The 25,765-nt window shown below is 60.3% G+C and carries 18 protein-coding genes; 15 read left to right on the top strand and 3 right to left on the bottom strand.

All coding sequences use genetic code 11. From position 1 onward, the window contains the following. The first annotated feature begins 24 nt into the window (after positions 1-24). The 3 genes from DSM100238_RS01525 to DSM100238_RS01515 all read left to right on the top strand — a co-directional run bounded on the left by DSM100238_RS01525 (position 25) and on the right by DSM100238_RS01515 (position 3,815). Entirely contained in the window at positions 25-1,947 is a 1,923-nt protein-coding gene (locus tag DSM100238_RS01525) for a sensor histidine kinase (protein WP_152355169.1), read from the top strand. 102 nt (positions 1,948-2,049) lie between these two features. Further along, positions 2,050-2,439, top strand: coding sequence for a cold-shock protein (locus DSM100238_RS01520; RefSeq protein ID WP_152355003.1), 390 nt, complete (start codon positions 2,050-2,052; stop codon positions 2,437-2,439). Between the two features lie 5 nt (positions 2,440-2,444). Continuing rightward, positions 2,445-3,815: a DUF3027 domain-containing protein gene (locus DSM100238_RS01515; protein WP_338071664.1), complete on the top strand. Its 1,371-nt coding sequence runs from the start codon at positions 2,445-2,447 to the stop codon at positions 3,813-3,815. Positions 3,816-3,997: 182 nt separating this feature from the next. Here DSM100238_RS01515 and DSM100238_RS01510 read toward each other — a convergent pair whose 3' ends face one another. Further along, the gene (locus DSM100238_RS01510) at positions 3,998-4,978 is read right to left on the bottom strand and encodes a universal stress protein (RefSeq protein ID WP_152355001.1); all 981 of its coding nucleotides are present in this window, start codon (positions 4,976-4,978) and stop codon (positions 3,998-4,000) included. Positions 4,979-5,116: 138 nt separating this feature from the next. Between DSM100238_RS01510 and DSM100238_RS01505 the strand changes: the two genes are divergently transcribed. Further along, complete coding sequence (locus DSM100238_RS01505; protein ID WP_152355000.1) at positions 5,117-7,717, top strand: ATP-dependent Clp protease ATP-binding subunit; 2,601 nt, start codon at positions 5,117-5,119, stop codon at positions 7,715-7,717. A gap of 417 nt (positions 7,718-8,134) precedes the next feature. Here DSM100238_RS01505 and DSM100238_RS01500 read toward each other — a convergent pair whose 3' ends face one another. Then, positions 8,135-9,586, bottom strand: a complete 1,452-nt coding sequence (locus tag DSM100238_RS01500) for a DUF349 domain-containing protein (RefSeq protein ID WP_152354999.1) — start codon at positions 9,584-9,586, stop codon at positions 8,135-8,137. 90 nt (positions 9,587-9,676) lie between these two features. Here DSM100238_RS01500 and hisS point away from each other — a divergent pair, with 90 nt between their 5' ends. The 10 genes from hisS (at position 9,677) to DSM100238_RS01450 (ending at position 23,249) form a co-directional block, all read left to right on the top strand. Further along, positions 9,677-11,068 (top strand): histidine--tRNA ligase, encoded by a 1,392-nt coding sequence (hisS, locus tag DSM100238_RS01495; RefSeq protein WP_152354998.1) that lies wholly within the window; start codon positions 9,677-9,679, stop codon positions 11,066-11,068. A gap of 69 nt (positions 11,069-11,137) precedes the next feature. After that, positions 11,138-12,937, top strand: a complete 1,800-nt coding sequence (gene aspS, locus DSM100238_RS01490; RefSeq protein WP_152354997.1) for an aspartate--tRNA ligase — start codon at positions 11,138-11,140, stop codon at positions 12,935-12,937. A 241-nt stretch (positions 12,938-13,178) separates the two neighbouring features. Further along, positions 13,179-13,973 carry an amino acid ABC transporter ATP-binding protein gene (locus DSM100238_RS01485; RefSeq protein ID WP_152354996.1) on the top strand — a complete coding sequence of 265 codons (795 nt, stop codon included), beginning with the start codon at positions 13,179-13,181 and terminating at the stop codon, positions 13,971-13,973. A 79-nt stretch (positions 13,974-14,052) separates the two neighbouring features. Further along, positions 14,053-14,901, top strand: coding sequence for a glutamate ABC transporter substrate-binding protein (locus tag DSM100238_RS01480; protein ID WP_167510977.1), 849 nt, complete (start codon positions 14,053-14,055; stop codon positions 14,899-14,901). Further along, the gene (locus DSM100238_RS01475) at positions 14,898-15,575 is read left to right on the top strand and encodes an amino acid ABC transporter permease (RefSeq protein WP_026502166.1); all 678 of its coding nucleotides are present in this window, start codon (positions 14,898-14,900) and stop codon (positions 15,573-15,575) included. The genes DSM100238_RS01480 and DSM100238_RS01475 overlap by 4 nt, the downstream gene beginning before the upstream one ends. A gap of 5 nt (positions 15,576-15,580) precedes the next feature. Next, complete coding sequence (locus tag DSM100238_RS01470; RefSeq protein WP_152354995.1) at positions 15,581-16,765, top strand: amino acid ABC transporter permease; 1,185 nt, start codon at positions 15,581-15,583, stop codon at positions 16,763-16,765. Positions 16,766-17,045: 280 nt separating this feature from the next. Continuing rightward, positions 17,046-17,624, top strand: a complete 579-nt coding sequence (locus DSM100238_RS01465; RefSeq protein WP_152354994.1) for a YbaK/EbsC family protein — start codon at positions 17,046-17,048, stop codon at positions 17,622-17,624. A gap of 51 nt (positions 17,625-17,675) precedes the next feature. Continuing rightward, positions 17,676-18,713, top strand: coding sequence for a PPK2 family polyphosphate kinase (locus DSM100238_RS01460; RefSeq protein ID WP_152354993.1), 1,038 nt, complete (start codon positions 17,676-17,678; stop codon positions 18,711-18,713). Positions 18,714-19,053: 340 nt separating this feature from the next. After that, positions 19,054-21,654 carry a DEAD/DEAH box helicase gene (locus DSM100238_RS01455; protein WP_152354992.1) on the top strand — a complete coding sequence of 867 codons (2,601 nt, stop codon included), beginning with the start codon at positions 19,054-19,056 and terminating at the stop codon, positions 21,652-21,654. Positions 21,655-21,716: 62 nt separating this feature from the next. Continuing rightward, the gene (locus DSM100238_RS01450) at positions 21,717-23,249 is read left to right on the top strand and encodes a replication-associated recombination protein A (RefSeq protein WP_152354991.1); all 1,533 of its coding nucleotides are present in this window, start codon (positions 21,717-21,719) and stop codon (positions 23,247-23,249) included. Positions 23,250-23,300: 51 nt separating this feature from the next. Here the strand turns inward: DSM100238_RS01450 and DSM100238_RS01445 are convergent, their stop codons facing one another. Continuing rightward, complete coding sequence (locus DSM100238_RS01445; RefSeq protein WP_152354990.1) at positions 23,301-23,606, bottom strand: YhbY family RNA-binding protein; 306 nt, start codon at positions 23,604-23,606, stop codon at positions 23,301-23,303. A 300-nt stretch (positions 23,607-23,906) separates the two neighbouring features. Between DSM100238_RS01445 and DSM100238_RS01440 the strand changes: the two genes are divergently transcribed. Beyond that, positions 23,907-25,043: a 4-hydroxybutyrate dehydrogenase gene (locus DSM100238_RS01440; protein WP_152354989.1), complete on the top strand. Its 1,137-nt coding sequence runs from the start codon at positions 23,907-23,909 to the stop codon at positions 25,041-25,043. Positions 25,044-25,765: the final 722 nt, after the last annotated feature.

The following is a 25,765-nucleotide window of genomic DNA, read 5'->3' as shown; positions in this document are numbered from 1 at the left end:
ACGACAACACGGGAGGCGCCTGACATGCATGCAACCTCAGCACATCCGGACGCGTCTGGTGGCGCCTCCGGTACATCCCAAGACGGCAAGCAGCCCGCAACCCAGAACCGATACGGCAGGCTCCCGCGGCCGATCGCAGCCATCGCGCGCGGCATGGATGCCCTGCGCGGCATGGTGATCCACCGTTTTGACGCGATCCCGCTGAGTACCAAACTGCTGGCATGCATGATGGTGCTGCTGACTGTGTGCGCAGCAGGCATCACCTTCTCGATCAAAGAGCTTGTCGGCAACTATCTGCTGCAGAAAACCGATAACCAGCTCGCCGAACAAGCGCAGCTGGTGTACGACAATATCGATGTGCTACGCAGCAAAGACAGCAGCGAACAGGGCAGTGTCGGGCCGAACGACTACTTCATGCAGATCCGTGACACGAATTACCATGTCCTCAACACGCCGCTGGTGCCGGTCATGCGTGAGAACGTCATCTCCGTCCCCGATTTGCCGGCGGACGGGTCGATGGGCGACGTGAAAATCGGCCAGCCGTTCACCACATCCGCCATCGTGCGCACGAGCACGAGCTCGGTGAGCCGCGCCACGCTGCAGGCGGCTAACGCCCCATGGCGGGTGCTCGCCTTGTCGTGGGGCAAGAAAGCCGAGGACGGCAGCGCCCAGATCAAGGGCGTGATTTATATCGGTCTGTCGTTGAGTGACCAGATCGATACCGTGAACACCTTGACGAAATACTGTACGTTGGTCAGCATCGCCATCGTATTGATCGGTGCGGTGATTGCGACCATCCTGATCCAGAGTACGCTCGCGCCGCTCAAGCGTATCGAGAAAACCGCCGCGAAAATCGCTGCCGGAGATTTGAGCCAGCGTGTCCCGAGCGCCCCGGAGAACACTGAAGTCGGCTCGTTGGCCGCATCGCTGAACGCCATGCTCGCGCGGATCGAGCAAAGCTTCAACGAGCAGCAGGAGACGACCGAGAAGATGAAACGGTTCGTTTCCGACGCCAGCCATGAGCTTCGCACTCCGCTCGCCGCGATCCACGGATACGCCGAGCTGTATACGCTTCAGCGCGACATGCCGGGGGCATTGGAACGCGCGGACGAGTCGATCAGCCATATCGAGGCTTCGAGCGCGCGTATGACCGTGTTGGTGGAAGATCTGCTGTCCCTCGCCCGGCTCGATGAAGGTCGTGGCATCGATGTCACCCAGCAGGTGCAGATCACGTCGCAGCTCAATGATGCGTGTGACGACTTGCATGCGCTCGACCCCCAGCGTGGCATCACCAAAGGCGTGCTCACGCTGCGGCACGGAGGCGGCCAGCAAGGTACGTGGCTCGCGTTCAGTCCCGGGGATATCCCGTCGGTTACGCTCACCGGAGATGGCTCGCGCTTGCGGCAGGTCATCACCAATATCGTCGGCAACATCCATCGGTACACGCCTGCTGACTCACCCGTGGAAGTCGCGCTGAGCGTACTGCAGGCGTCGATCAACCCGCAGCAGCTCGCCCGGTTGCAGTCGAACGCCAAGGGGCTGACCTCCTTCCTTGAGGCGGCGGAAGTTGGGCAAAGCCTGCAATCGGGGATGCCTTATGCGGTCATCCGTTTCGCCGATCATGGTCCCGGTGTGCCGGAAGCCTCGCAATTGCAGATTTTCGAGCGGTTCTACACGGCTGATCCGTCTCGGGCAAGGCAGAAGGGCGGTACCGGACTCGGCATGGCGATCGCGCAATCGGTCGTCAAAGCGCACCACGGCCTGATCAGTGCGACCACGACACCTGGCGGCGGCCTGACCCTGACGGTTGTCCTGCCGATCGATCCCAAGCAGACCGGCGTGCCCGTGCAACCCTTGGAACAGCGGGTGCAGGGGCGTGAACGTGGCAAGGATCGCAAGTCGTCAAAAGGTCGCACAGGCCTGCCGCCTGCGTCGGACAAGAAGTGACATTGCCCACAGCCGATACGGAAGGCTATGCGGTAGACTGATATGTTGGTTCAATGACGGCAGGCGCCGCTTGCCTTGGTATGGAGTATGAGAGGTGTAGTTATGCCCACGGGACGGGTGCGTTGGTTCGATGCGAACAAAGGTTACGGCTTCATCGCCACGGATCAGGGCAAGGACGTGTTCCTGCCCGCCGCGGCGCTGCCGCAAGGTACGACGACGCTGCGCAAGGGCACGAAGGTCGAGTTCTCTGTCATCGATGGGCATAAAGGACCGCAGGCGATGGGCGTCAAGCCGATCGCCGCGGGGCCGTCACTGGTCAAGGCCACCCGCCCGAAGCCTGACGATATGGCCGCCATCGTCGAGGATCTGATTCAGCTGCTCGACAAGGCAGGCAACGACCTGCGGCGGCACCATTACCCCTCGCCGGCGGACAGCAAGAAACTCGCAACGGTGATGCGCGCGTTGGCCGACGACTTCGACGTACAGGAATGATGAGCATGCAAACAGGTGAGAATCCGCAGGACGGGTCTGAGGCGCCACGGATCGACCCTCAGTCGCTTGCCCGGTCGGTGGCGATGACTGTGGCAGACGAGCCGGATCAGGTCGGGCAGTTGACCCGTTCGATCGAAGAGGACGATCATGTCACGGATTTCCGTTTCGAATCCAAGAAGCGGGGGTACGAAGGCTGGGAATGGTCGGTGACGCTGTATCATGACACGGACATCGACGAATGGACGGTCAATGAGTCATCGCTGGTGCCGACGGATCAGGCTCTGATGCCTCCCGCTTGGGTGCCGTGGAAGGATCGCCTGCTGCCCACCGACTTGTCAGTGACCGATTCAATCGGGACCGAACCGGACGATTCCCGGCTGGAAGACGGGTTCCGCCGTACGGAGCCGAGGGACACCGCATCTGCACAGGATGCCGCCCTGCTCGACGCAGGCCAAGCTGACGGCGAACAGGCACGCACCCAAGCCGATGGCGACGAGTCGTCGATGGAGAGCGCGCCGGACACCCCGGAAGATGCGGCGCCGGTCACCTCGTCGGAGGATCTTGACGACGCAGTCGAGGAGTTCATGCTGTCCCGCCGTCACGTGCTCAGCCCATTGGGACGGGACCAGACCGCGAAACGTTGGTATGAGGGCCCCCATGGTCCCAAAGCGCTGTCAACGAAAACCGCCGCCGGCAATCTGTGCTCGACTTGTGGGTTCTTCGTGCCGCTGAAAGGCGATTTCGACCGCATGTTCGGCGTGTGCGCGAACAAGTGGAGCCCGGATGACGGCCGTGTGGTTTCGCTTGACCATGGTTGCGGGGAACATTCCGAAATCGATCCACCGGAACCGTCGCATTTGTGGGTGCAGTCCAAGCCCGCGTACGATGACGTGCACATCGACGTCATCGCCCAGTCCCCGCGTGAGGAGCGCGGCCAGATCGAGCTGCTCGAAGAGGCCAGCGAGGCCGATATCGACGACAACACCGTCGAAGACGATGAGACGGAAACCGAGGACAGCGGCCAGACTCAAACGATTCCGCCGGTTGAATCGGTGATCACCATGGATGACCTGAATGAGGCCGGATTCCCCGATGACGATGCCATCGACCGCGATGACGACGGTGACGGTGGTACGGACAATGCAGCCGGCCAGACTGGCCCGGCGCACACGGAGGATCCCGACCGCAGTGAGGATCCCGCTGCTCCAGCGGCGGATGAAGATGGCGGCACGACGGATGCGAGCCAAGCTGACGATACGGCTGCTGAGACTGACGGCAGCTCCACGGATGGTTCGGAAACCTCGGATGCAGCGGATCCAGCCGTCGTCGCGGATGCGGCGGACACTGCCGAAGGAGACGGCCAAAGCGGCGAATGACCTGACGGATCCTCGATACCGAAAGAGACCGCCGGTTTGCTCAAGTGCATACTTGAGCAAACCGGCGGTCTCTTGTATATCGTTGATATCGTTGATATTGTCCCGTTTCAGGTTCCGCCTGTCGCCGCCGTGACCTGCCAGCCGGCTAAAGCCGGGGCGGCGAGTCGAAACCGTGGAGATGCTCAGTGCACAACCGTCACCGTGCATTCGGCGAAATTGACCAGCTGTCGGGAGACCGAGCCAAGGAAATGAGCGTCGAGCCCGCTTAACCCGCGCGACCCGACCACCAAATGGCTGGCGTATCGCGAAGCGCTGATCAGCCCTTTCGCCGCAGGAATGTGGAACGCGTTCGCATGGACGTCCACCGCATCAGGAATATGAGCTTGGGCGACGACGTCGTCAAGCAGCTGCTGCGCACGTTGCTGATCGACCGACATCGGGGCGACGGCGTTCTCATAGCCTGGGACCGTGTCCAGATCCTTGAGTTGCCAGCAGAACAGGATATGCAGCGGCGCATGGTGGATACGCGCCTCATCGACGGCGAAGGTCAAGGCGCGCTTGGAAATCACCGAACCGTCAATCCCCACCACGATAGGCTTGCGCCCTGCGTCTGCGACCACCGGCGGCTGTGCGTAATGCACCGTCGAATCGCCCGGCGTCAGCGAATTGGCAATGGCGTCCTGCACATTCGCCTCCTCATCGCTGGCGAAGCGCACGACCGTGACCGGAACCTTCGCCTCTTCGGCAAGAGAGGCAGACAGCGAACCCAGAAACCAACGGGCCACACGATTGAGCGATCGACGGCCAACAACGATTTGCTGCGCATTCGATCCGAGTTCGAGCAGTGCATGCGTGCCGGTGGCGCGGACCGAGGTGAGTTTGAGCGTCGAAGGATTGAAATCCATGTCGGCGCCGGCCTGATCGACCCAATCACGCAGCCGGGCGGTCATCTGCTCGCGTACATCTTTCCACGCGCTTTCAGTCTCGGGCTGTGAACCCATATCCCACGAATGGGTCCAGCCGAACACCGCATTGACATGCTGGCCGGTCAGCGAGGCTTCGTTCATGGCCCAGCGCAACGCGGCGAACGATTCGTCGGAACCGTCCACGCCGACGACGATGTCGGCCTGCCGGCCGGTGACCTGTCCAAGATTGTCCGTCATTTCATCCTCCTTGAGGCAGCTTACACTGCCAAGCATATCCTCTTGTTTGCGTTGATAGCGCAATTGCCACGCATACGGGAAGAAACGTCACCGCGAATCTGTAAAGTGAAGTGGACAAACAACAGTGGAAGGACAAGCATGTTCGAACGGTTTACAGACCGTGCACGGCGCGTGATCGTGTTGGCTCAGGAAGAGGCTCGCTCCCTGCAGCACAATTACATCGGCACCGAACATCTGCTGCTCGGCCTGATTCGCGAGGGCGAAGGCGTCGCCGCAAAGGCGCTCGCCGCCAAGGGCGTGAATCTGCAGGACACCCGCAAACAGGTTGAGGAGATGATCGGCAAGGGCAATGCGTCACCCAACGGCCACATCCCATTCACCCCGCATGCCAAGCAGGTACTCGAGCTGAGTCTGCGTGAAGCATTGCAGTTGGGGCACAGCTACATCGGTACGGAGCACATCCTGCTCGGCCTGATTCGCGAGGGCGAAGGCGTCGGCACACAGGTGCTCATCAAGATGGATGTCGATCTGGGTGAGCTGCGCAGCACGGTTATCGATATGATCCGCGGCAATTCAACCGGCCCGGATACCGATAACAAAGGCGAGCTGGCGAATGCCGGCGGCGTTCAGGACAAGCGCGGGCAGACCGGTTCTGCGATTCTCGACCAGTTCGGTCGCAATCTGACGGCTGAAGCCGCCGAGGGCAAGCTGGATCCGGTGATCGGCCGTTCCGAGGAAATCGAGCGCGTCATGGTCGTCCTGTCCCGCCGCACCAAGAACAACCCGGTACTGATCGGCGAGCCGGGCGTCGGCAAAACCGCCGTCGTCGAGGGGCTCGCGCAGAAGATCGTCGCGGGCGATGTGCCGGAAACCCTCAAGGACAAGCAGGTCTACTCTCTTGATTTGGGCTCCATGGTGGCCGGTTCGCGCTATCGTGGCGATTTTGAGGAACGCCTCAAGAAAGTGCTCAAGGAAATCAAGACGCGCGGTGACATCGTCCTGTTCATCGACGAAATCCACACGATTGTCGGCGCGGGCAGCGCGGACGGCGCTTTGGGCGCTTCCGATATGCTCAAACCGATGCTTGCGCGTGGCGAACTGCAGACCATCGGCGCGACGACGACCGAGGAATACCGCAAGTACATCGAGAAGGACGCGGCGCTGGAACGCCGTTTCCAGCCGATTCAGGTCCATGAGCCGTCAATCGCAGAAACCATTGAGATTCTCAAGGGTCTGCGTTCGCGGTATGAGAACCATCATCATGTGACGATCACCGACGGTGCGTTGCAGGCTGCGGCTGAGTTGTCCGCGCGCTACATTCAGGACCGTCATCTTCCGGACAAGGCGATCGACCTGATCGATGAGGCGGGTGCCCGCCTGCGGATCAAGCGTCTGACCGCGCCGCCCGAGCTCAAGGATCTCGATGCGCAGGTCGCCAAAGTGTCCGCAGAGAAGGACGAAGCCATCAAGAAGCAGGACTTCGAGAAGGCGGCGGAACTGCGCGACAGCCAAGAGAAGCTGGAAGCCGAGCGCAAGGAGAAGGAATCCTCATGGCGTGAAGGCGAATCCAACGTGAAGATGGAAGTGAACGAGGAGGTCATCGCGCAGGTCGTGGCCAGCACGACGGGCATCCCGGTCTTCAAGCTCACCCAGGCGGAATCCAAGAAGCTGCTCAACATGGAATCCGAGCTGCACAAGCGCATTATCGGCCAAGATGAGGCGGTATCCGCCCTCGCCCGGTCGATTCGTCGTACTCGTGTCGGTCTCAAGGATCCCAAGCGTCCGGCGGGTTCCTTCATCTTCGCCGGTCCTACCGGCGTCGGCAAGACGGAACTCGCCAAAACGCTGGCAGAGTTCCTGTTTGACGACGAGGATGCGTTGATTCGTGTCGACATGTCCGAGTTCTCCGAGAAGTACGCGGCATCCAGACTGTTCGGCGCGCCTCCGGGGTATGTCGGCTACGAGGAGGGTGGCGAGCTCACCGAGAAGGTGCGTCGCAAGCCGTTCTCCGTAGTGCTGTTCGACGAAATCGAGAAGGCTCATCCCGACATCTTCAACACGCTGTTGCAGGTGCTTGACGACGGTCATCTGACCGATGGGCAGGGCCGCAAGGTGGACTTCAAGAATACGATTATCATCCTGACCACCAATCTGGGCACGCGCGATATCGCGAAGGCTGCGAACACAGGCTTCAACCTCGGATCGAACACCGAGACGAGCTATGACCGCATGAAGGAACAGGTGTACAGCGAACTCAAGGAACAGTTCCGTCCTGAGTTCCTCAACCGTCTCGATGACATCATCGTGTTCCGTCAGCTCACTGAGCCGCAGGTGCGCCAGATCGTCGATCTGGATGTCAAGCAGCTCAATGATCGGCTCTTCGACCGTCATATGTCGCTCGAACTCACCGACAAGGCCAAGGATCTGCTGGCGGAGAAGGGCTTCGACCCGTTGCTGGGCGCACGTCCGTTGCGGCGTGTGATTCAGCGTGACATCGAGGACGCCATCTCGGAGAAGATCCTGCTGGGCGAGTTGCACGACGGCCAGCGTGTGATCGTGGACGGCGAGGGTGAAGGCATTCTCGGCGATTTCACCTTCACCGGTGAGGAATTCACTGAGGGCGACGATGCCGGGCAGCAGGACGCGACGCTGGTCGGCGCCAGCACAACGCCTGCAGCGGATGCGCCTGCCCAATCCGGCGATGCCGGAGACAACGGGGATATGCCGTCGCTGTCATAAGGGCTGACATCGCTTATGCCGCCACTGTGTTGAGGGGTGGCCCTGCGAATCGTGCAGGGTCACCCCTTCGGCTTTTCTGATTGACGCAGGGCTGTTTTCCCTGATCAGGGCACGTGGGACATGCGTGTGAGATGCCGCAATCCAGATCATTCACGGCACTGTCCTCGATGTTCTGCGAATACTCCGAGGAGCCAAGCAACACAAGCCATCTGAAGGGGCGGGGGAGCATGATTATGGTGGTGTACATGCCCGGCGGTGCAGTGTTCTGCATCGGCGTCCCTTCATCGCCTGCGTCTCACTGCGTTCGGAGACCGGCGATACGGGTGAAGGTCTGCTCAAGCGACTGGCAAATGAATCGCCGGGGCCTCGTTATGTGCGAGACCCCGGCGATTCATATCGATGTACGGCTGCGGCCGACTACTTGATGGCGTTCAGCCACTGCTCCCTGGTCGCCTTCTCGGCTTCGAGCTTGGCCTTCTTGTCGGGGTCGGACTCGGCGGCGATTTGGTCGTCAAGCTCCTTGAGCCGTGCGTTGAGCTGCTCCTCGAAGCTGGACTTGCGGGCGTCGGCTTCCGGGTCGCTCTTCTTCCAGGCGGCATCCTCCACCGCTTTGATCTGGCGATCGACAGCGTCGAGACGATCCTCGATGCGACGCACGTCTTCGCGTGGCACATAGCCGATCTGATCCCATTCGCCTTGGATTTCCGCGAGCTTCTGACGCGCCTGCTTCGCGGCTTTCGCGTCGGCGACCGGCACAAGCGCTTCCGCCTTCTTCAGCAGTTCCTCCTTCTTCGCGAGATTCTCTTTCTCGGAGGAGTCAATCTGGTCGCGATCGGCCTGACGAGCGTTGAAGAAGGTATCTGCCGCCTCACGGAACTTCGCCCACAGGGCATCGTCATCGTTGCGTCCCGCGCGCCCGGCTTTCTTCCAACGATCCATCAGCTCGTTGAACTTGCGAGAAGTCTCCGCCCACTCAGTGGAATCCTTGATCTCGTTGGCTTCGGCGATAATCGCTTCCTTCTCCGCCTTGGCGTGCGCGCGTTCGTTGTCGCGGGCCTGCGCCCACTTGCGGCGCTGCTGGTTGAACGTCGTGCGTGCAGCGGAGAAACGCTTCCACAGCGCGTCGGCGTCGGCACGGTCAATGCGTACGGAATTGCGCTGGTGTGCCTGCCATTCGTCGAACAGCGCACGGAACTTGTCGGCGGTTGAATGCCAGTTGGTGTTGTCGCCCAGCCCGGCGGCGAGGGCTTCTGCCTTCTCCACGATCGCAGTGCGTTCCTGAACCGCCTTGGCGACGGCCTCCTTGCGGCGGTTCGCGAGTTCTTCCTTCTTCGCTTCGCCGTCTTTCTGGAGTTGTTCGAATTGTGCTCGCAGTGCGGAGACATCGCCGACGACCGCCGGCTCCTTGGTTTCTTCGCCCAACAGCTTGACTGATTCGTCGATCTCGTGGGGCTTGATGGTGTTGGACTTCAGCCGGTTGGCGAAAACGTCGAGCTTCTCCTTGAGATCAAGGAATCGGCGGGCGTACAGGGCGAGCGCCTCTTCTTTGGAAGCGTCGGGGAACTGGCCGACCTCACGTTCGCCTTCTGCATCTTTGACGTACACGGTGCCATTGTCATCGACACGGCCGAAGGACTCAGCCTGCTTGACATCCGCATCCGAATATGCCACGTGTGCCGCAGGCGCCGCGTTGCGATGTGCAGGCTTCTTCTTGGCAAACGCCGCAGGCGACGGCGCGTGATGCTTGATATTGGCAGGAGAGGGGACCGCTGACGGCTTGGCGCCGGTGAGCGGTTGCGAGGCAGTCTTCGTCGTCTGCCCGGCGTTCTCGGTGGTGTTCTTTGGTTCGGTGACGTTTTCGTCGGCCATGGCCAGCTCCTTAAGCTCATGTAGTGAGGGGTTGCGGTCGCATGAGACGGTGCCGCATGTTTTCCGCAACTTCACTTATTATAGAGAATCGTGGCTAAAGGCGCATCGATTTCAGGATTTCCAGAGTGGCTCCCCTCTGAACGTGTTGTGGAGCAGCGTGTCATTGACACGCTCCGTAAGGTTTTCGAGCTCAACGGGTTCATCGGTATCGAGACGAGAGCCGTTGAAACAGGCGCGAGTCTGCTGAAGAAGGGCGAGACCAGCAAGGAGATTTACCTGCTGTCGCGTCTGCAGGAAGTCGGTCACGAATCCGACACGCCGGTGGAGGAACGTCTCGGTCTGCACTTCGACTTGACCGTGCCGCTGAGCCGTTATGTCGTCGAACATTCCGGTACCTTGGCGTTCCCGTTCAAGCGTTGGCAGATCCAGAAGGTCTGGCGTGGCGAACGTCCCCAGGAGGGGCGGTTCCGTGAATTCGTGCAGGCAGATATCGACGTGGTAGGCAATGGCGATCTGCCTGAGCATTACGAGGTCGAGCTGCCGTTGGTCATGGTCAGCGCGTTGGAACAGTTGCGTGAGTTTGGGCTGCCGAAGGCGACGGTCCACGCGAATAACCGCAAGCTGTCCGAAGGGTTCTATCGTGGGCTCGGACTGACGGATATCGAAGGTGTGCTGCGGGAAATCGACAAGCTGGACAAGATCGGCGCCGACGAGGTGGCCCGTCTGCTGGTCGAGGGCTGTGGCGCGAATGAGACCCAGGCACGTGCCTGCCTCGAACTCGCTGAGCTGACTGCGGCTGACGGCAAGGAACTCGCCGTGAAATTCGACGCGTTGTGCGCCAAGCACGGCATCGCGACCGACAGCGATGCCTACGCGCTCGCCCGTCAGGGCTTGGACACACTTGCGATGATCGTCGACGAGGCGGCTCGCATCCGCCCAGGTTCGGTGATCGCTGATTTGAAGATCGCCCGCGGCCTGGATTATTACACCGGTTCCGTCTACGAGACGTTCCTTGAGGGCGCCGATTCGCTGGGATCCATCTGCTCGGGCGGCCGGTACGACAATCTCGCATCGCAGGGCAGCAAACGTTACCCGGGCGTCGGCCTGTCCATCGGCCTGTCTCGCTTGGTCTCCTACATGCTGCATACCGCGGGCGCGCATGCCTCACGCATCTCCCCGGCTGCGGTGATGGTTGCCGTGTGGAACGAGGACGACCGCCCTGCGGCCAATGCCATCGCCAATCAGCTGCGATCTCGTGGCATTGCCGCCGATGTCGCCCCGACCGCGGCGAAGCTCGGCAAACAGATCAAATACGCCGACAAGCTGGGCATCCCGTACGTGTGGTTCCCGGCGGCGGCAAGTGAAGACGGCGAGGCCAAGGGCGACGAGGTGAAGAACATCATCACCGGCGATCAATGCCCGGCTGATGCCAAGTCGTGGGAGCCGGATACTGTGTATGCCCGGCAAACTGTCAACCTGTAAATAAACTGAAATGCTTGGAAAACCCGGTTTTCCGCCGATTTCTGAGGACTTGACAAGAATAGAGGAAGCATGAGCCAGACGGCTTACAGAACACATCATGCCACGGAAGTGACCGAGGCTCTGGTCGGGCAAAAGGTCACGCTCGCCGGTTGGGTCGACCGTCGCCGCGACCACGGCGGCGTGGCGTTCATCGATCTGCGCGACAACACCGGTCTTGTGCAGATCGTCATCTACGACGAGGAGATCGCCCGCCCGCTGCGCAGCGAATTCGTCATCCAGGTCACTGGCGAGGTCCGCCTGCGCCCGGACGGCAATGAGAACACGCATCTGGCCACTGGCAAGATCGAGGTCGTCGTCGAGGATCTCAAGGTGCTCGCCAAGGCCGACGCCCTGCCGTTCCAGGTGTCCACCGCGCTCGAGAACGAGTCCGAGAACAAGCTTCCGGGCGAGGACGTGCGCCTGAAGTACCGCTATCTCGATTTGCGCCGCCCGCAGATGCAGCGCAACCTGAAGCTGCGTTCCGATATGACGAAGGCCGCGCGGCACGCGCTTGAGGACATGGACTTCACTGAGGTGGAGACCCCGACCTTCATCAAGTCCACTCCTGAAGGCGCCCGCGACTTCCTTGTGCCTGCCCGCTTGGTGCCGGGCTCCTGGTATGCGCTGCCGCAAAGCCCGCAGCTGCTCAAGCAGCTGCTCATGGTCGGCGGTGTTGAGCGCTACTACCAGCTGGCGCGCTGCTACCGTGACGAGGACTTCCGCGCGGACCGTCAGCCTGAGTTCACCCAGCTCGATATGGAAATGAGCTATGTCGACCAGGAGGACGTCATCGCGATGGCCGAGAAGGTCATCCAGGCGATCTGGAAGACCCGCGGCTATGACATCAAGCTTCCGCTTCCGCGCATCTCGTGGAAGGATGCGATGGACAAGTACGGTTCCGACAAGCCTGATCTGCGCTTCGGCAACCAGCTCATCGAGCTGACCGACTATTTCAAGGACACGCCGTTCCGCGTGTTCCAGGCGCCGTATGTCGGTGCCGTCCTGTTCAAGGGTGGCGCTTCGACTCCTCGCCGCCAGTTCGATGCATGGCAGGAGTGGGCTCGTCAGCGTGGCGCGAAGGGCTTGGCCTATGTGCAGTTCACCGAAGACGGCGAGTTGAAGGGCCCGGTCGCCAAGAACCTGTCTGAGCAGGAGCGCAACGGTCTCAAGGAGGCTGTCGGCGCTGAGGATGGCGACGCGGTGTTCTTCGCCGCTGGCGCTCGCGAATCCTCCCAGCTGCTGTTGGGCGCGGTGCGTGTCGAACTCGCCCGTCGTGCGGGTCTGCTGCACCCTGACGAGTTCGCCTTCACCTGGGTTGTCGACTTCCCGCTGTTCAAGCCGACCGATGACCCGGATGACGATGATGTGGCTGTCGGCCATTCCAAGTGGACCTCGATGCATCATCCGTTCACCATGCCGAGCGCCGATTGGATCGACAACTTCGACAAGGATCCTGAGCATGCGATGAGCGATTCGTATGACATCGTGTGCAACGGTGAAGAGATGGGCGGCGGTTCCGTGCGTATCCACCGCGTGGATATCCAGGATCGCGTGCTCAACGTGCTGGGCATCGGCAAGGAAGAAGCCGAAGAGAAGTTCGGCTTCCTGCTCGAGGCGTTCAAGTATGGCGCTCCGCCTCACGCGGGTATCGCGCTCGGCTGGGATCGTACCGTGTCCCTGCTCGCCGGCGCTGATTCCATCCGCGATGTCATCGCCTTCCCGAAGGCTGGTGGCGGCCGCGACCCGCTGACCGGCGCTCCGGCTCCGATTTCGGATGAGCAGCGCGCTGAAACCGGTGTCGATTATGATCCCGAAGAAGACGAGGACTGAGCCGGATCCGGGTGATTGCCTACGGGGTCTGTTGATGTGAACATCCGCAGACCTTGGATGTGTGATCGGCACGTGCCGTGAACACGAAAAATTAACCTCCAAGAAACATATGCCCTGCTTCGCAATGTACTGCGGAGCAGGGCATATGCATATTGCCGCATGATACCGCGGTTTCCGTGCGAGTGCGCGTATGACGGGATAGGTTCGCCATTGTCTGCTCGAACCGGTTAGACTGTCATGCATGTCTGAACAACAAGAACAACAAGCAGCGAAGATCGCCGTCTCGCAGGGACAGGACACGCATCCGCTGGTCGAGCTGACCCATGTCGAGAAGCATTTCGGTCATTTGCACGTGCTCAAGGACATCAATCTCGCCGTCAACAAGGGGGAGGTGCTGGTCGTCGTCGGGCCGTCAGGCTCGGGCAAATCCACGATGTGCCGCACCATCAACCGTCTCGAGACCATCGATTCGGGCGATATCCGCATTGACGGCAAGCCGTTGCCGCAAGAAGGCAAGGAGCTTGCTGCGCTTCGCGCCGAAGTTGGCATGGTGTTCCAATCCTTCAACCTGTTCGCCAATAAAACGATTCTCGAGAATGTGACGCTCGCGCCGATCAAAGTGCGCCATATGCCCAAGGATGAGGCGGAGAATCTGGCCATGGATCTGCTCGCGCGCGTCGGCGTGGATTCCCAGGCCGAGAAGATGCCGGCGCAGCTGTCCGGCGGCCAACAGCAGCGTGTGGCCATCGCCCGCGCTCTCGCGATGAAACCGAAAGTCATGCTCTTCGACGAGCCGACATCGGCGCTCGACCCGGAGATGGTCAACGAGGTGCTTGATGTGATGACCGAACTCGCCCACGAGGGCATGACGATGATCTGCGTGACCCACGAGATGGGATTCGCACGGAACGTGGCGGACCGCGTCGTGTTCATGGCGGACGGCAAGATCCTCGAATCAGGTATGCCGGACGAATTCTTCGAACATCCCAAGACTGACCGTGCCAAGGACTTCCTGTCGAAGATCCTCACCCACTGACCGTCAGCATCTTCCGCCGGTGCCCCGAGTTTTTGACGAAGACCGAATCGGCACCCGGGTTTGATCAGAAAAGAGCGTTATGAACAAGAGATTGAGCAGTACGGCCGGTCGTCTCATACGCACTGCTTGCGCGGTGGTGTGCGCGCTTGCGTGTGTATTGTCCGTCAGCGCCTGCGGGGCTGACGACGAAGCGGGCAAGATCCGCATCGGCATCAAATTCGACCAGCCTGGTTTGGGCTTCAAAAAGTCCGGCACGTATGTCGGCTTCGATGTCGATGTCGCCAAATACATCGCCAAGAGCTTGGGATATTCCGAAGACCAGATCATCTGGAAGGAAGCCCCGTCCAAACAGCGTGAGGCGATGCTGCAGAATGGCGATGTCGACATGATCCTCGCCACGTATTCCATCACCGATGACCGCAAGCGTGTGGTCTCCTTCGCCGGCCCGTATTTCGTCGCCGGGCAGGACTTACTGGTGCGCAAGGGCGAGACGAGCATCAACGGGCCGCAGGATCTCAACGGCAAGCGGTTGTGCTCGGTGACCGGCTCGACGTCCGCGGTCACGGTCAAGGAGCAGTTCGCCAGCAAGGTGCAGCTTATGGAGCAGCCCGGGTATGCCGAATGCGCGACCGCCTTGCTGTCCGGTATCGTCGATGCGGTCACCACCGACGACATCATTTTGGCGGGTCTGGCTTCGGCTTCTCGCGGAAGGCTGCGGGTTGTGGGCAAGCCGTTCACGGTCGAGAAGTATGGCGTGGGCATCAAGAAAGGCAATACGAAACTCGCGGCGCAAATCAACAACGCCATCACGGAAATGATCCAGGACGGTTCTTGGAAGCGCGCGATCGACGACAATACGAAGGGTGTCGCGTACACGCCGAATGCGAAATACAACCCGCCGACGCCAACGGAAGGGGAGAAGAAATGAACGCGTTCGCACAATTGTTCAGCCAATATGACATTCCGGGGGCTTTCCTGGTGAACATCGAGCTGACCTTGTGGTCGGCGTTGTTCTCCACGATTCTCGGTGTGATGCTGCTGCTCATGCGGATTTCACCGATTTCATCGTTGCGTCGAATCGCCAGAGGGTATGTGGAGTTGTTCAAGAACATGCCGTTGACGATCATCATGGTGTTCATGGTGCTTGGCGTGTATGCCCAGCTCAAGCTCAGCTTCTCCACGACTTTCGCAACGAACTTCTTCTGGCTCGCCATCACCGGTCTGTCCCTGTACACGGCGGCGTTCGTATGCGAGTCATTGCGTTCGGGCATCAACACCGTGCCGATCGGGCAAGCCGAAGCCGCGCGCGCGTTGGGCTTGAACTTCTGGCAGGCCGCCACGCAGGTCATCCTGCCGCAGGCCATTCGCGGATCGGTCGCGCCACTGGGCAACACGTTCATCGCGCTGCTCAAGAACTCCACCGTCGCTGCGGCGGCATCGGTGGCGACCGAAACATCGACCATGATGAGCGAAATGATCGAATATCACGCGGATCTGATCGTGCCGATCTTCCTGACCTTCGCATTCGGCTATGTGATCCTGATCATTCCGTTCGGCGCGCTGACCACGTATCTGTCCAACAAGCTTGCGGTACGGAGGTGACCGTCATGGCGAAAGCGACAACCAACAACGACACTGACACTTCGGTACTGTTCGACGCGCCCGGCCCGCGCGGCCGCCAACGCATCCGCATCGCCAACGCGGTGGCGATCGTCATCTTCGCCATCGTCCTCGTTCTCATCCTCATGCGGCTGCACAACCCGCCCGAGGGTGAAAACCAGCTTGCATGGGATTTGTGGAAACCTGCGCTCGACGCAGAAGCGTGGACCGACTTCTATCTGCCGGGTTTGTGGATGACCGTCAAGGCGGCGTTCGTCGCGGTGATCGGTTCCGTGGCATTCGGCATTCTCTTCGGCGTCGGACGTTTGCTGCCGGCGGCACCAGTGCGTTGGGTCTCCGCGGTGATCGTCGAATTCTGCCGTGCCGTGCCGGTGCTCATGATGATGATTTTCTTCTGGCGTCTGTTCGCCTTCATGGGCATGGAGGATCCGGCGTACTGGTCGGTCGTTCTCGGCCTGGTACTCTATAACGGCTCCGTGGTCGCCGAACTTGTGCGCTCCGGTGTCGGCAACCTGCCGAACGGCCAGCATGAGGCGGCGCTCGCCCTCGGTCTGACCCGCACTCAATCCCTGATGCAAGTCGAAGTCCCGCAAGCCATTTACGCGATGCTGCCTGCGGCGGTCACCCAGCTGGTCGTCGTCCTCAAGGACACCGCACTCGGCTCGATCATCATGTACACGGATTTGCTCCAGGAATCCCGTCGTCTCGGTTCGATGTACTTCAATATCCTGCAGACGCTCGTGGTCGCCGCGGTCATCTACTTCGTGCTGTGCTGGCTGTTGTCCCGACTGGCTGAATGGCTGCCTTCGCGAATGCAACGTCACACCGCGGCGCCAGCCGAACCGGAGGCGGTTGCCCCGATTGCCATCATGGACCCGTCCAATGTCAATCAGATCGCGGTTGCGAAGGAATCGGACGAACTGCCGCGAGGCGGCGCGCCGCGAACCTATCATGAGCATCACCGCGGGTCGAACGCGTCCATCCATGAATGGCAGAAAACCCGGTACATGCAAGGGTATGACGAGAAACACCCGGATGTGCCCGAACAGCGCCATCATCTCGAAGTCCCGCTTCCCGGCGTCCCCGGCACGCGAAAAAAGCGTGCTGACGGGGAGCGCCATGACAGCGGGAACCATGATGAGCATCATGATGGGCACAAGGACCTCAGCTGACGCCCGGTAGGGCTTGGCAAGCGTGATGACATACCGACATTGGTCCGGGCGACGGAGAACCATTCCCTCGTCCGGACCAATGTCGTGTTGCGCTTGTCCGGCTGTCCTTTGATTGTCGTACGTCGCCCACAGGGGCGTGCCGCGGTTTTCCCGGTCGTGAACACCGGTCATAACCAACTCGTATACGTCGAGCGCTCTCACAGGCGTTTCCCGCCATATTCCGGCGCTATGCTCACAACCACAATCGCCCGGAACAGGGTGCAGACGGAAGCGAGGACGTATGGCTGATTTCACGACGACGACCGGTGATCTGGAACTCCACGACTGGCACGGCAGCAAGCTGCTCGCCCAGCCTGTTGTTGACGCACTGACACGGTTCACTTCGGAAGGCATCATCAATCCCGACCAGATTCTTGGCGTCAGTGAGAATCTCGACGAGGAATCGGACACGGATATCTTCTGCCCGAGGCATGGCCTCGATCTTGCACAAGCGGGCAATGTCGTCATCGTCCACACCCATAAGACGCGCAAAGCGCCCCCGCAGTTCGCCGCGGCACTGGTCAATGGCGACACCCGGGCGGATCTCAACGGTCTGGTCAAACACACCCTGCAAGTCAGCAAAGTCTCATTCGCTCCGGTCGCCGATGCCACAGCCGCGACCGGCATGGAATCCGGAGGCATGTCGCCGATCGGTTTGCCGCCGGCATGGCCCGTGTTGGTCGACGCGCGCATTCTGGAAACGCCTACACTGTTCATAGGAAGTGGCATACGTCCTTCGAAACTGGTCGTCAACGGCGCACTGTTCGCATACCTTCCCGGTGTGCGTGTCATCGAAGGGCTCGGCAAACCTCGCGCATAAGCGCGGCATATCGTCGGTATGCCTGCTTTCACATGCATCAGGAGGCATACGATGACGGACACAACGCCACACGCGGATGAGCGCGCCAACAGGAACGACCGCAAAGACAAGAAGAAGTCCGAAGCCAAGCAGATCGGCAAAGCGCTGCGCAAAGCCGAACATGGGATGGAAATCCTGGAGAAACGGCATGACGATGATATCGAGCATCGCCTCGAACGTGCCGACGCGTCGTCCAAACTGCTCAGTTCGGTGTGGAACGAGCCGCCGGCGCAGCTGCTGCGATTCCATCCGGGGGATCGACTGACCGATGTCGATGGCGGCGCGACCCCGGGATTCCCTGGCAACAAGGCGCAGGGCGAGCGTTTCATCGCCATCAGTTCCGGAGAAATCGCACGGTATCAGCAATTGCTGTATGCGAACGGGACGAAGGGGTCCCCAAGGCGCATGCTCATCGTGTTGCAAGGTATGGATGCCTCCGGCAAGGGTGGCATCGTCCGCCATGTCTTCAGTCAAACCGACCCGATGGGCATTCATTATCACGGCTTCGGCGCCCCCACCACAGAGGAGCAAGCTCACGATTATCTGTGGCGAGTGCGTCGGGAATTGCCGAAACCGGGCTGGATTTCGCTGTTCGACCGTTCCCATTATGAAGACATCGTCATGCCGCATATCTACGGCACGTTCCCGGAGGCTGTGTGGCGGGCGCGGTACGACCAGGTCAACGAGTTCGAACATGAGCTCGTGGACAGCGGCTGCACGATCATCAAGATTTTCCTGGTGATCACCAAGGACAAGCAGAAGGAGCATTTCCTCACGCGGTTGAGCGATCCGACCAAGCATTGGAAGTTCGATGTCAGTGACTTGGACGCGCGTGCCCGGTGGGACGAGTATATGGACGCGTGGCAGGAAGTGTTCGAGAAGACCAGCACCCCGGAGGCGCCGTGGTATCTGATCCCTGCGGACAACCGCTGGTATTCCCGGGCGGTGGTCAGCGAACTGCTGCGCACATCGCTGCGCGACATGGGACTGAGCTGGCCTCCGCTGAACTGCGATGCCGACGCGATGCGCCGTCGGCTGGACGAGGAGTAGACGCCGGCGCGGCCGCTCGGGGTGTTGGCATCTGTCGCCGTGGTCGCCATCCCAGTTGCCATCCCCAGTAACCTGGCTGTCGTGTGACTGTCTGGTGGCATGGCAACTGGACGCCTTCTGTCCGTTTGCCGGTTCCTGTGGTATCCCGCCCGCCGTGCGACTCTCTAGTAGCATGTCGTCGCGATGCCCGCTTGTCCCGCGGGTCGTCATCCGCTATTCGCCTCTGATGTGATTCTCCGATCGCACGAAGCAGAGCATCACATCGCATATAGCCCTCTTGCGCGCCGAGCTTGCGCTGCACTCACGCCCGCAAGGCACGGCACGCGTTAGACTCAGGGGTATGACGCAGGACGAGCAACAGCTGGAAGCTGACAGGACGAACGGATACGGATCGCTCGGGGTATTGGCCCCGCATGAGGGCGAGCGGCGCAATCTTGACGCCGACGCGATATTCGATCGCTTCTTCGGCTGGGTCGAGGACACCAAGGGCATCACCCCATGGCCTCACCAGGAAGAAGCCATCATGGATCTGCTCTCGGGCGACCATGTCATCCTCAACACCCCGACCGGCTCCGGCAAGTCGCTGGTCGCGCTCGGCATGCATTTCGCCGCGCTATGCACCGGTCGCCGTTCGTACTACACCGCGCCGATCAAAGCTTTGGTCTCTGAGAAGTTCTTCGATTTGGTCGAGGTATTCGGACGAGACAATGTCGGTATGATCACCGGAGACACGCATATCAACGCCGACGCGCCGATTATCTGCTGCACCGCGGAAATCCTTGCGAATCAGGCGTTGAGGGAAGGTGACCAGGCTGACATCGGCTGTGTGGCGATGGACGAATTCCACTACTACGGTGACGCCGAGCGCGGCTGGGCATGGCAGGTCCCGCTGATCACGCTGCCCCACACGCAGTTCCTGCTCATGAGCGCGACCCTCGGCAACGTCGATGCGATCGCCGACCGGCTTGAGGACGCTACCGACACGGATGTCGACATCATCGCCGACGCGCCGCGCCCGGTCCCGCTGACCTACAAATACACCGACAAACCGTTGCCTTCGACCATCGAACTGCTGGTCGGCAACGGCGACACCCCGATTTACATCGTCCACTTCTCACAGGACGCCGCGTTGGCCACCGCGCAGGCGCTCGCCAACAGCAGCGTGTCCACCAAGCAGCAGCGTCAGGCCATTGCCGAGGCGATGAAAGGCACGAAGTTCACCACGGCGTTCGGCAAGATTCTGCAACGTCTGCTGCGTACCGGCGTCGGCGTGCATCATGCCGGCATGTTGCCGCGATACCGTCGATTGGTCGAACAGCTTGCCCAGCAAGGCCTGCTCCCTGTGATTTGCGGTACGGACACCTTGGGCGTCGGCATCAATGTGCCGATTCATTCCGTGGTGCTCACCGCGCTGACGAAATTCGACGGGGTCAAAACCCGTCGTCTGCGTGCCCGCGAATTCCACCAGATCGCCGGCCGTGCCGGTCGCATGGGGTTTGACACGGAAGGGCTGGTGGTCGCCGAAGCCCCTGAATACGAGATTGAGAACGCGCATCAATTGGCCAAGGCAGGCAACGATCCGAAGAAACTCAAAAAAGTCAAGCGCAAGAAGCCGCCGGAGGGTTTTGTCACGTGGAACGAGCACACCTTCGACAAGCTCATCGAAGCGGCTCCGGAGACGTTGGTCCCGCATTTGAAGATCACCCATTCGATGGTGCTTAACGAGGTCGCGCAAGGCGGTGACGCCCGCGCCCGTGTCGACAAGCTTATCGATGATTCCGCGCAAACCGATGAGCAGAAAGCGCATCTGCACCAGTTGGCGGATGACATTTTCCGCACGATGCTTGACGAGCATTTCATCGAAGCCGTCCCGCGCGACGACGACACCACGGATTATGTGCTTGATGTCGATATGCCCGATGATTTCGCGCTCGATCAGCCGTTGTCCCCGTTCCTTGTCGCCGCGCTCGACTTGCTCGACCCGGATTCGCCCACCTATGCGCTTGATGTCATCTCGATGGTCGAAGCGACGCTCGACGATCCGATGCCGGTGCTCAAAGCACAGCAACGGCAAGCCAGAGACAAGGCGATGCAGGAGATGAAAGCCGACGACATCGACTATGACGAACGCATGGAGCGTCTCCAGGAGATCGCCTATCCCAAGCCGCTTGAGGATCTGCTGGACCAGGCGTTCGACACATACCGCCAATCGGTGCCATGGGCGGGCGACTATATGCTGAGCCCGAAATCGGTGTTGCGCGACATGGTCGAAACGGCATCCGATTTCAACGGGTATATCGCCCGCTACAATATCGCGCGCTGTGAAGGCACGTTGTTGCGCTATCTGTCGGACGCCTACCGTTCGCTCGCTCGTACCGTTCCGCAGGACATGCTTGATGACCAGTTGCGTGACGTCATCTCTTGGTTGCGGCTTGTCGTCCGATCTGTTGATTCCAGTCTCGTGGACGAATGGGAGCATGCCGGAACGGATGCCGAATCAGCGCTTGACGCGACCGCGCCCACAAGCCGTGACGCTGTGGTCGCCGACCGTCGTGGGCTCACTGTGCTTATCCGTAACGCGATGTTCCGCCGCATCCAGCTCATGGATCTCGACCGTCCTGAGGATCTCGGTGACCTCGACCATGATTGGGGGTACGGCGTGCATGAATGGGAGGACGCACTCGAAGACTATTACGATGAGCATGAGTATGTCGGTATCGATGCAGCTGCACGATCACCGGAGCTGTTCATCGTCGATGATGCGAATGAGCGCAAAGAGCATACATGGCGGGTCAGGCAGATCATCGATGATTCCGATGGCGACCATGACTGGGCGATCGGCGGCACGGTTGATCTTGATGCCACGCAGGAAACCGGTGAAACGGTGTTTGTCGACTACCATGTCGGCCCGATCGGCTCCGACGGCCAGATTGAGGACTGACCGGGCGGTGGTTGCGCATCGCGGTAGTCGAACGCTTGTTCGAATTGGTGTAGGGTGTAAGCATGACCGATGATTTGTTCGCCGCAGCCGCCGCGCCTGATGACGTGTTGCGTCCGCTTGCCGTGCGTATGCGCCCTGAACACCTCGATGAGGTGGTGGGGCAGGAGCATGTGCTGGGGGCCGGCTCGCCATTGCGTCGGCTTGCCGACCCGCAGTCGCAAGGCTCGCTGACTGCCCCGAGTTCGATCATCCTGTTCGGCCCTCCCGGCGTGGGCAAGACCACACTCGCCTATATCGTGGCGAGGCAGTCCGGCCGTGCGTTTGAGGAATTGTCGGCGGTCACTTCGGGCGTGAAAGATGTCCGTGCCGTCCTTGAACGCGCCCATGAACGGCTGGTCGCTTCCCACAAGGAAACCGTGCTGTTTATCGACGAAGTCCACCGGTTCTCGAAATCGCAGCAGGACGCCCTGCTGCCCAGCGTTGAGAACCGCGATGTCACCTTCATTGGCGCGACCACGGAAAATCCGAGCTTTTCGATTATCAAACCGTTGCTCAGCCGTTCGGTTGTCGTCAAACTCGAATCCTTGGACGATGCCGATCTCGGCACGCTTATCGACCGGGCGATTGCCAGCCCGCGCGGATTGGAAGGCACCGTCGCCATTGACGATGACGCCCGCGATGAGATCATCCGTATGGGTGGGGGAGACGGGCGCAAAACCTTGACTATCCTTGAGGCGGCTGCTGGCGCAGTCACCGGCGAGAAAGGCCGGAACCGCTCGGACAAGTCAATCCATCGCGGTGATGCCGACGAGGCCAAGCCTCCCATGATTACTTCGGATGTTGTCGGCAGCGTCATGGATGTGGCGACTGTGCGCTATGACAAGCACGGTGACGACCATTACGATGTCATCTCCGCGTTCATCAAATCCATGCGCGGTTCTGATCCGGATGCCGCCATCCACTATCTCGCCCAGATGCTCAGGGCTGGCGAGGATCCGAGATTCATAGCCCGGCGCATTATGATCGCCGCCGCAGAGGAAGTCGGCATGGCCGCCCCGCAAATCCTTCAAGTCACGGTCGCCGCCGCGCAAGCGGTCGCCATGATCGGTATGCCGGAAGCCCGGATCATTCTCGCCGAAGCGACTATCGCCGTGGCCACCGCGCCGAAATCCAATGCCAGTTACAATGCCATCAACGAGGCGCTCGCGGATATCGATGCCGGGCATATCGGTCAAGTTCCGCTGTATTTGCGCAATGCGCCGACGAAACTGATGAAAAGCTGGGGCAATCATGAAGGCTACAAGTATGCCCATGACTACCCGGGGGCGGTGGCGCCGCAGCAATATATGCCCGATGAACTGGTCGGTCGTGAATATTACCATCCCAACGATCGCGGCTATGAGCGCCAAGTGAAGGAAAGCATGGCACGAATCAAGCCGATGCTCCATGGAACCGACCCGCGTCCGGCATCAACGGAACCCGGGCTTCCTGCGCAATCCAAGCAGGAGGCATCGCAGGAACACCATGGGGGCTCACCGCAATCCGCTCCTGGGACGCCGCACACGTCGTCGGATGCAACGTCTCCGGCAGATTGATTGAGGTTGGTTGAATTGATGATTGATTGACGTGATGCAGGGCGGGAACGCCTACTCGCGCACCAGCACGATTTTCTTCACGTCGTCCCGGCGTGATTCGCGGTACAGCACGAAACGGTTGCCGATCACCTGCACGACGTCAGCTCCGAGCTGTTGGGCGAGCTGATCTGCCGCTTCGCGAGCCGTCAGACCTGAACCGTCCTGGACCGCGCATTTGATGAGTTCATGCTTGTCGATCGTCTCATCTGCCTGCTTGATTGAGGCGTCGGTGACATCGTTCTTGCCGATCCACAGCAGCGGGTTGAGCTGGTTGGCCATCGCTCTCAGTTGTTTGACTTGTTTCTTGGTCAGTGCCATGACATCCTCCGTATTGATTGCGGGTCAACTGGTTCGCCCGCATGCGCGTGAACCTACCATACCGCATGCCTCGGTCCGCATGTGACATGCCTGCCGGCGCGCATCGTGGATCTGCCCATATCACCGGTTCCGGCGGTGCTCCATGAATTCAACATGAATTCAACACAAGCGGATGAATGTTGACTGCCGACATGTGGACGAAACATGCCAGACACATCAGCGGTAATGTCCAGCACGATAATGCCACATATCGCATCCGCCTGATGCTCGTGTGCAGGCGGCCGTTGAAAGAAGGCATGTATGAAGCAGCTTACCGTTGGTCCGGTGATTCACGGGTTCCCCACTGTCGCGGCATTCGCCGAGGGTTTCGGACTCGGCCTGGGCGACCTGCTCATCACGATGGACGTGATGCGCGACGGCTTGTTCAAGGGACTGACCAACGGTGCTGCCGTGCTCACTGTCGACAAGTACGGCAGCCAGGAGCCCACTGATGAGATGATTGACGCGCTTATCGCAGACGCGTCCCAATTCGAGTATTCGCGTATCATCGCCGTTGGCGGCGGCGCCGTGATGGATATGTCGAAAATCGTTGCCGTGGCAGGCGGTGACGGTATCGACGACGTCATCGACCATTTGGCTGATCATCATCGCAAGGTGCGTCTGGTGCTCGTGCCGACCACTTGCGGTACGGGCAGCGAAGTCACGGAGATCGCCGCCGTGAATCGCACGCGTCTGGGTTGCAAGGCTGGTATCGCCGGTCCTGAGATGTATGCGGATGATGCCGTGTTGATTCCGGAACTGCTCACAGGTCTGCCTGACCATGTGTTCGCCACGAGTTCGATGGATGCGCTCGTGCATTCGGTCGAATCGGCGTTGTCGCCGAATGCCACCCCGTACACGAAGATGTTCAGCTATAAGGCGATTGAAATGATCGTCGGTGGCTATCAGCAAGTGACGGAGGCGGGTAAGGCAGGATCCGCTGAACGGCGGGCGAAGCGCAATGAGCTGATGAACGATTTCCTGATCGCCTCCGATTTCGCGGGCATTGCCTTCGATACCGCCGGATGCGCTGCGGTACATGCGCTGAGCTATCAGCTGGGCGGCAAATACCATGTGCCTCATGGTGAATCGAACTATGCCATGTTCACGGGTGTGCTGCGCAACTATATGGAAATCAAATCCGATGGTGAAATCGCCACGTTGAATGCTTTCCTCGCGAAGATTCTCGGCTGCGATACCGGCGTGGTCTACGACCGGCTCGAGGAGCTGATCAACAAGCTGCTGCCCAAGAAAGCGTTGCATGAGTATGGCGTGACCCGTGAGGATTTGCCCCAGTTCGCCGAGCGGGTGATGACCACCCAGGAGCGGCTGATGCGCAACAACTTTGTACCGCTGGATTATGACCGGGTGCTGAAGATTTTCACCGAACTGTATTGATTGCTGCGGCGGTAGCAGTGGTGTAGCGGCGACGTCAGTGGTGTTGATGGGGTGCTGATGTCGCTGATTGGCATCGCGGCGAAGCCTTGGCGTTGGGCGGATTGCGGGGGCAGTACTGGAGAAGATTCCCGGGCGCGGTGTGACGGAAGTCTCAGCGCGCCCGGTGTTCGCGGGGATTTGGCCGGGGCCGACGCCGCGCGGAAGACTCAGCTCTCTTGGCCTGTGTGTTCGGAGATGATGGCGTATTGCCGTGCTTGCGATATTTCCATGCGTTGGGGTGCGCATCGTGTTTCTCGCGGTGGGGGATCAAGTCGGGATGATTGCGTTGCGGAGATTGCACAATCGGGGCTGCGGTGGTGTGTTGCCCGAGATTGAAGGGCGGTGACGTGTTTCGCGCCTGAGAGCGTAGTGGCTTGCGCGTGCTGTTGGCTGCGATGCTTGGTGGCTGGTCGTGTGTGATTCGCCGAGTTGTTGCCGTGTTTTTGGTGTTTTGGGTTGTGTGTTGTGGTTTGTATTTGGGTTGTGTTGGTGTTCTGGTGTGGTTGTTGGGTGTGTTTTCGACACGCCGGTGTTTGGTTGGTTTTGTGGGGTTTTGGGGGTGTGTGGTGTGGGGTTGGTTTGCGTGGTTGGTGGTGGTGGTGTATGTTGTTCTCTTGCTGCCGCTCGCCGGCCGGCTTCCTTCGGGGGGTTTGGTTGGTGGGTGTGTGGTGGTGGTTTGAGAA

The organism is Bifidobacterium apri (assembly GCF_009299485.1).
GTDB classification, from domain to species: Bacteria; Actinomycetota; Actinomycetes; order Actinomycetales; family Bifidobacteriaceae; genus Bifidobacterium; species Bifidobacterium apri.
The sequence above is the reverse complement of the archived record's forward strand: the minus strand, read 5'-3'. Positions and strand labels throughout refer to the sequence as shown.

Coding starts and splice junctions, on each gene's coding strand:
- DSM100238_RS01455 (WP_152354992.1), top strand. CDS start 19,054: ATGACGCAGGACGAGCAACAGCTGGAAGCTGACAGGACGAACGGATAC.
- DSM100238_RS01450 (WP_152354991.1), top strand. CDS start 21,717: ATGACCGATGATTTGTTCGCCGCAGCCGCCGCGCCTGATGACGTGTTG.
- DSM100238_RS01480 (WP_167510977.1), top strand. CDS start 14,053: ATGAACAAGAGATTGAGCAGTACGGCCGGTCGTCTCATACGCACTGCT.
- DSM100238_RS01470 (WP_152354995.1), top strand. CDS start 15,581: ATGGCGAAAGCGACAACCAACAACGACACTGACACTTCGGTACTGTTC.
- DSM100238_RS01505 (WP_152355000.1), top strand. CDS start 5,117: ATGTTCGAACGGTTTACAGACCGTGCACGGCGCGTGATCGTGTTGGCT.
- DSM100238_RS01520 (WP_152355003.1), top strand. CDS start 2,050: ATGCCCACGGGACGGGTGCGTTGGTTCGATGCGAACAAAGGTTACGGC.
- aspS (WP_152354997.1), top strand. CDS start 11,138: ATGAGCCAGACGGCTTACAGAACACATCATGCCACGGAAGTGACCGAG.
- DSM100238_RS01475 (WP_026502166.1), top strand. CDS start 14,898: ATGAACGCGTTCGCACAATTGTTCAGCCAATATGACATTCCGGGGGCT.
- DSM100238_RS01445 (WP_152354990.1), bottom strand. CDS start 23,606: ATGGCACTGACCAAGAAACAAGTCAAACAACTGAGAGCGATGGCCAAC.
- DSM100238_RS01500 (WP_152354999.1), bottom strand. CDS start 9,586: ATGGCCGACGAAAACGTCACCGAACCAAAGAACACCACCGAGAACGCC.
- DSM100238_RS01525 (WP_152355169.1), top strand. CDS start 25: ATGCATGCAACCTCAGCACATCCGGACGCGTCTGGTGGCGCCTCCGGT.
- DSM100238_RS01515 (WP_338071664.1), top strand. CDS start 2,445: ATGCAAACAGGTGAGAATCCGCAGGACGGGTCTGAGGCGCCACGGATC.
- DSM100238_RS01460 (WP_152354993.1), top strand. CDS start 17,676: ATGACGGACACAACGCCACACGCGGATGAGCGCGCCAACAGGAACGAC.
- DSM100238_RS01485 (WP_152354996.1), top strand. CDS start 13,179: ATGTCTGAACAACAAGAACAACAAGCAGCGAAGATCGCCGTCTCGCAG.
- DSM100238_RS01465 (WP_152354994.1), top strand. CDS start 17,046: ATGGCTGATTTCACGACGACGACCGGTGATCTGGAACTCCACGACTGG.
- DSM100238_RS01510 (WP_152355001.1), bottom strand. CDS start 4,978: ATGACGGACAATCTTGGACAGGTCACCGGCCGGCAGGCCGACATCGTC.
- DSM100238_RS01440 (WP_152354989.1), top strand. CDS start 23,907: ATGAAGCAGCTTACCGTTGGTCCGGTGATTCACGGGTTCCCCACTGTC.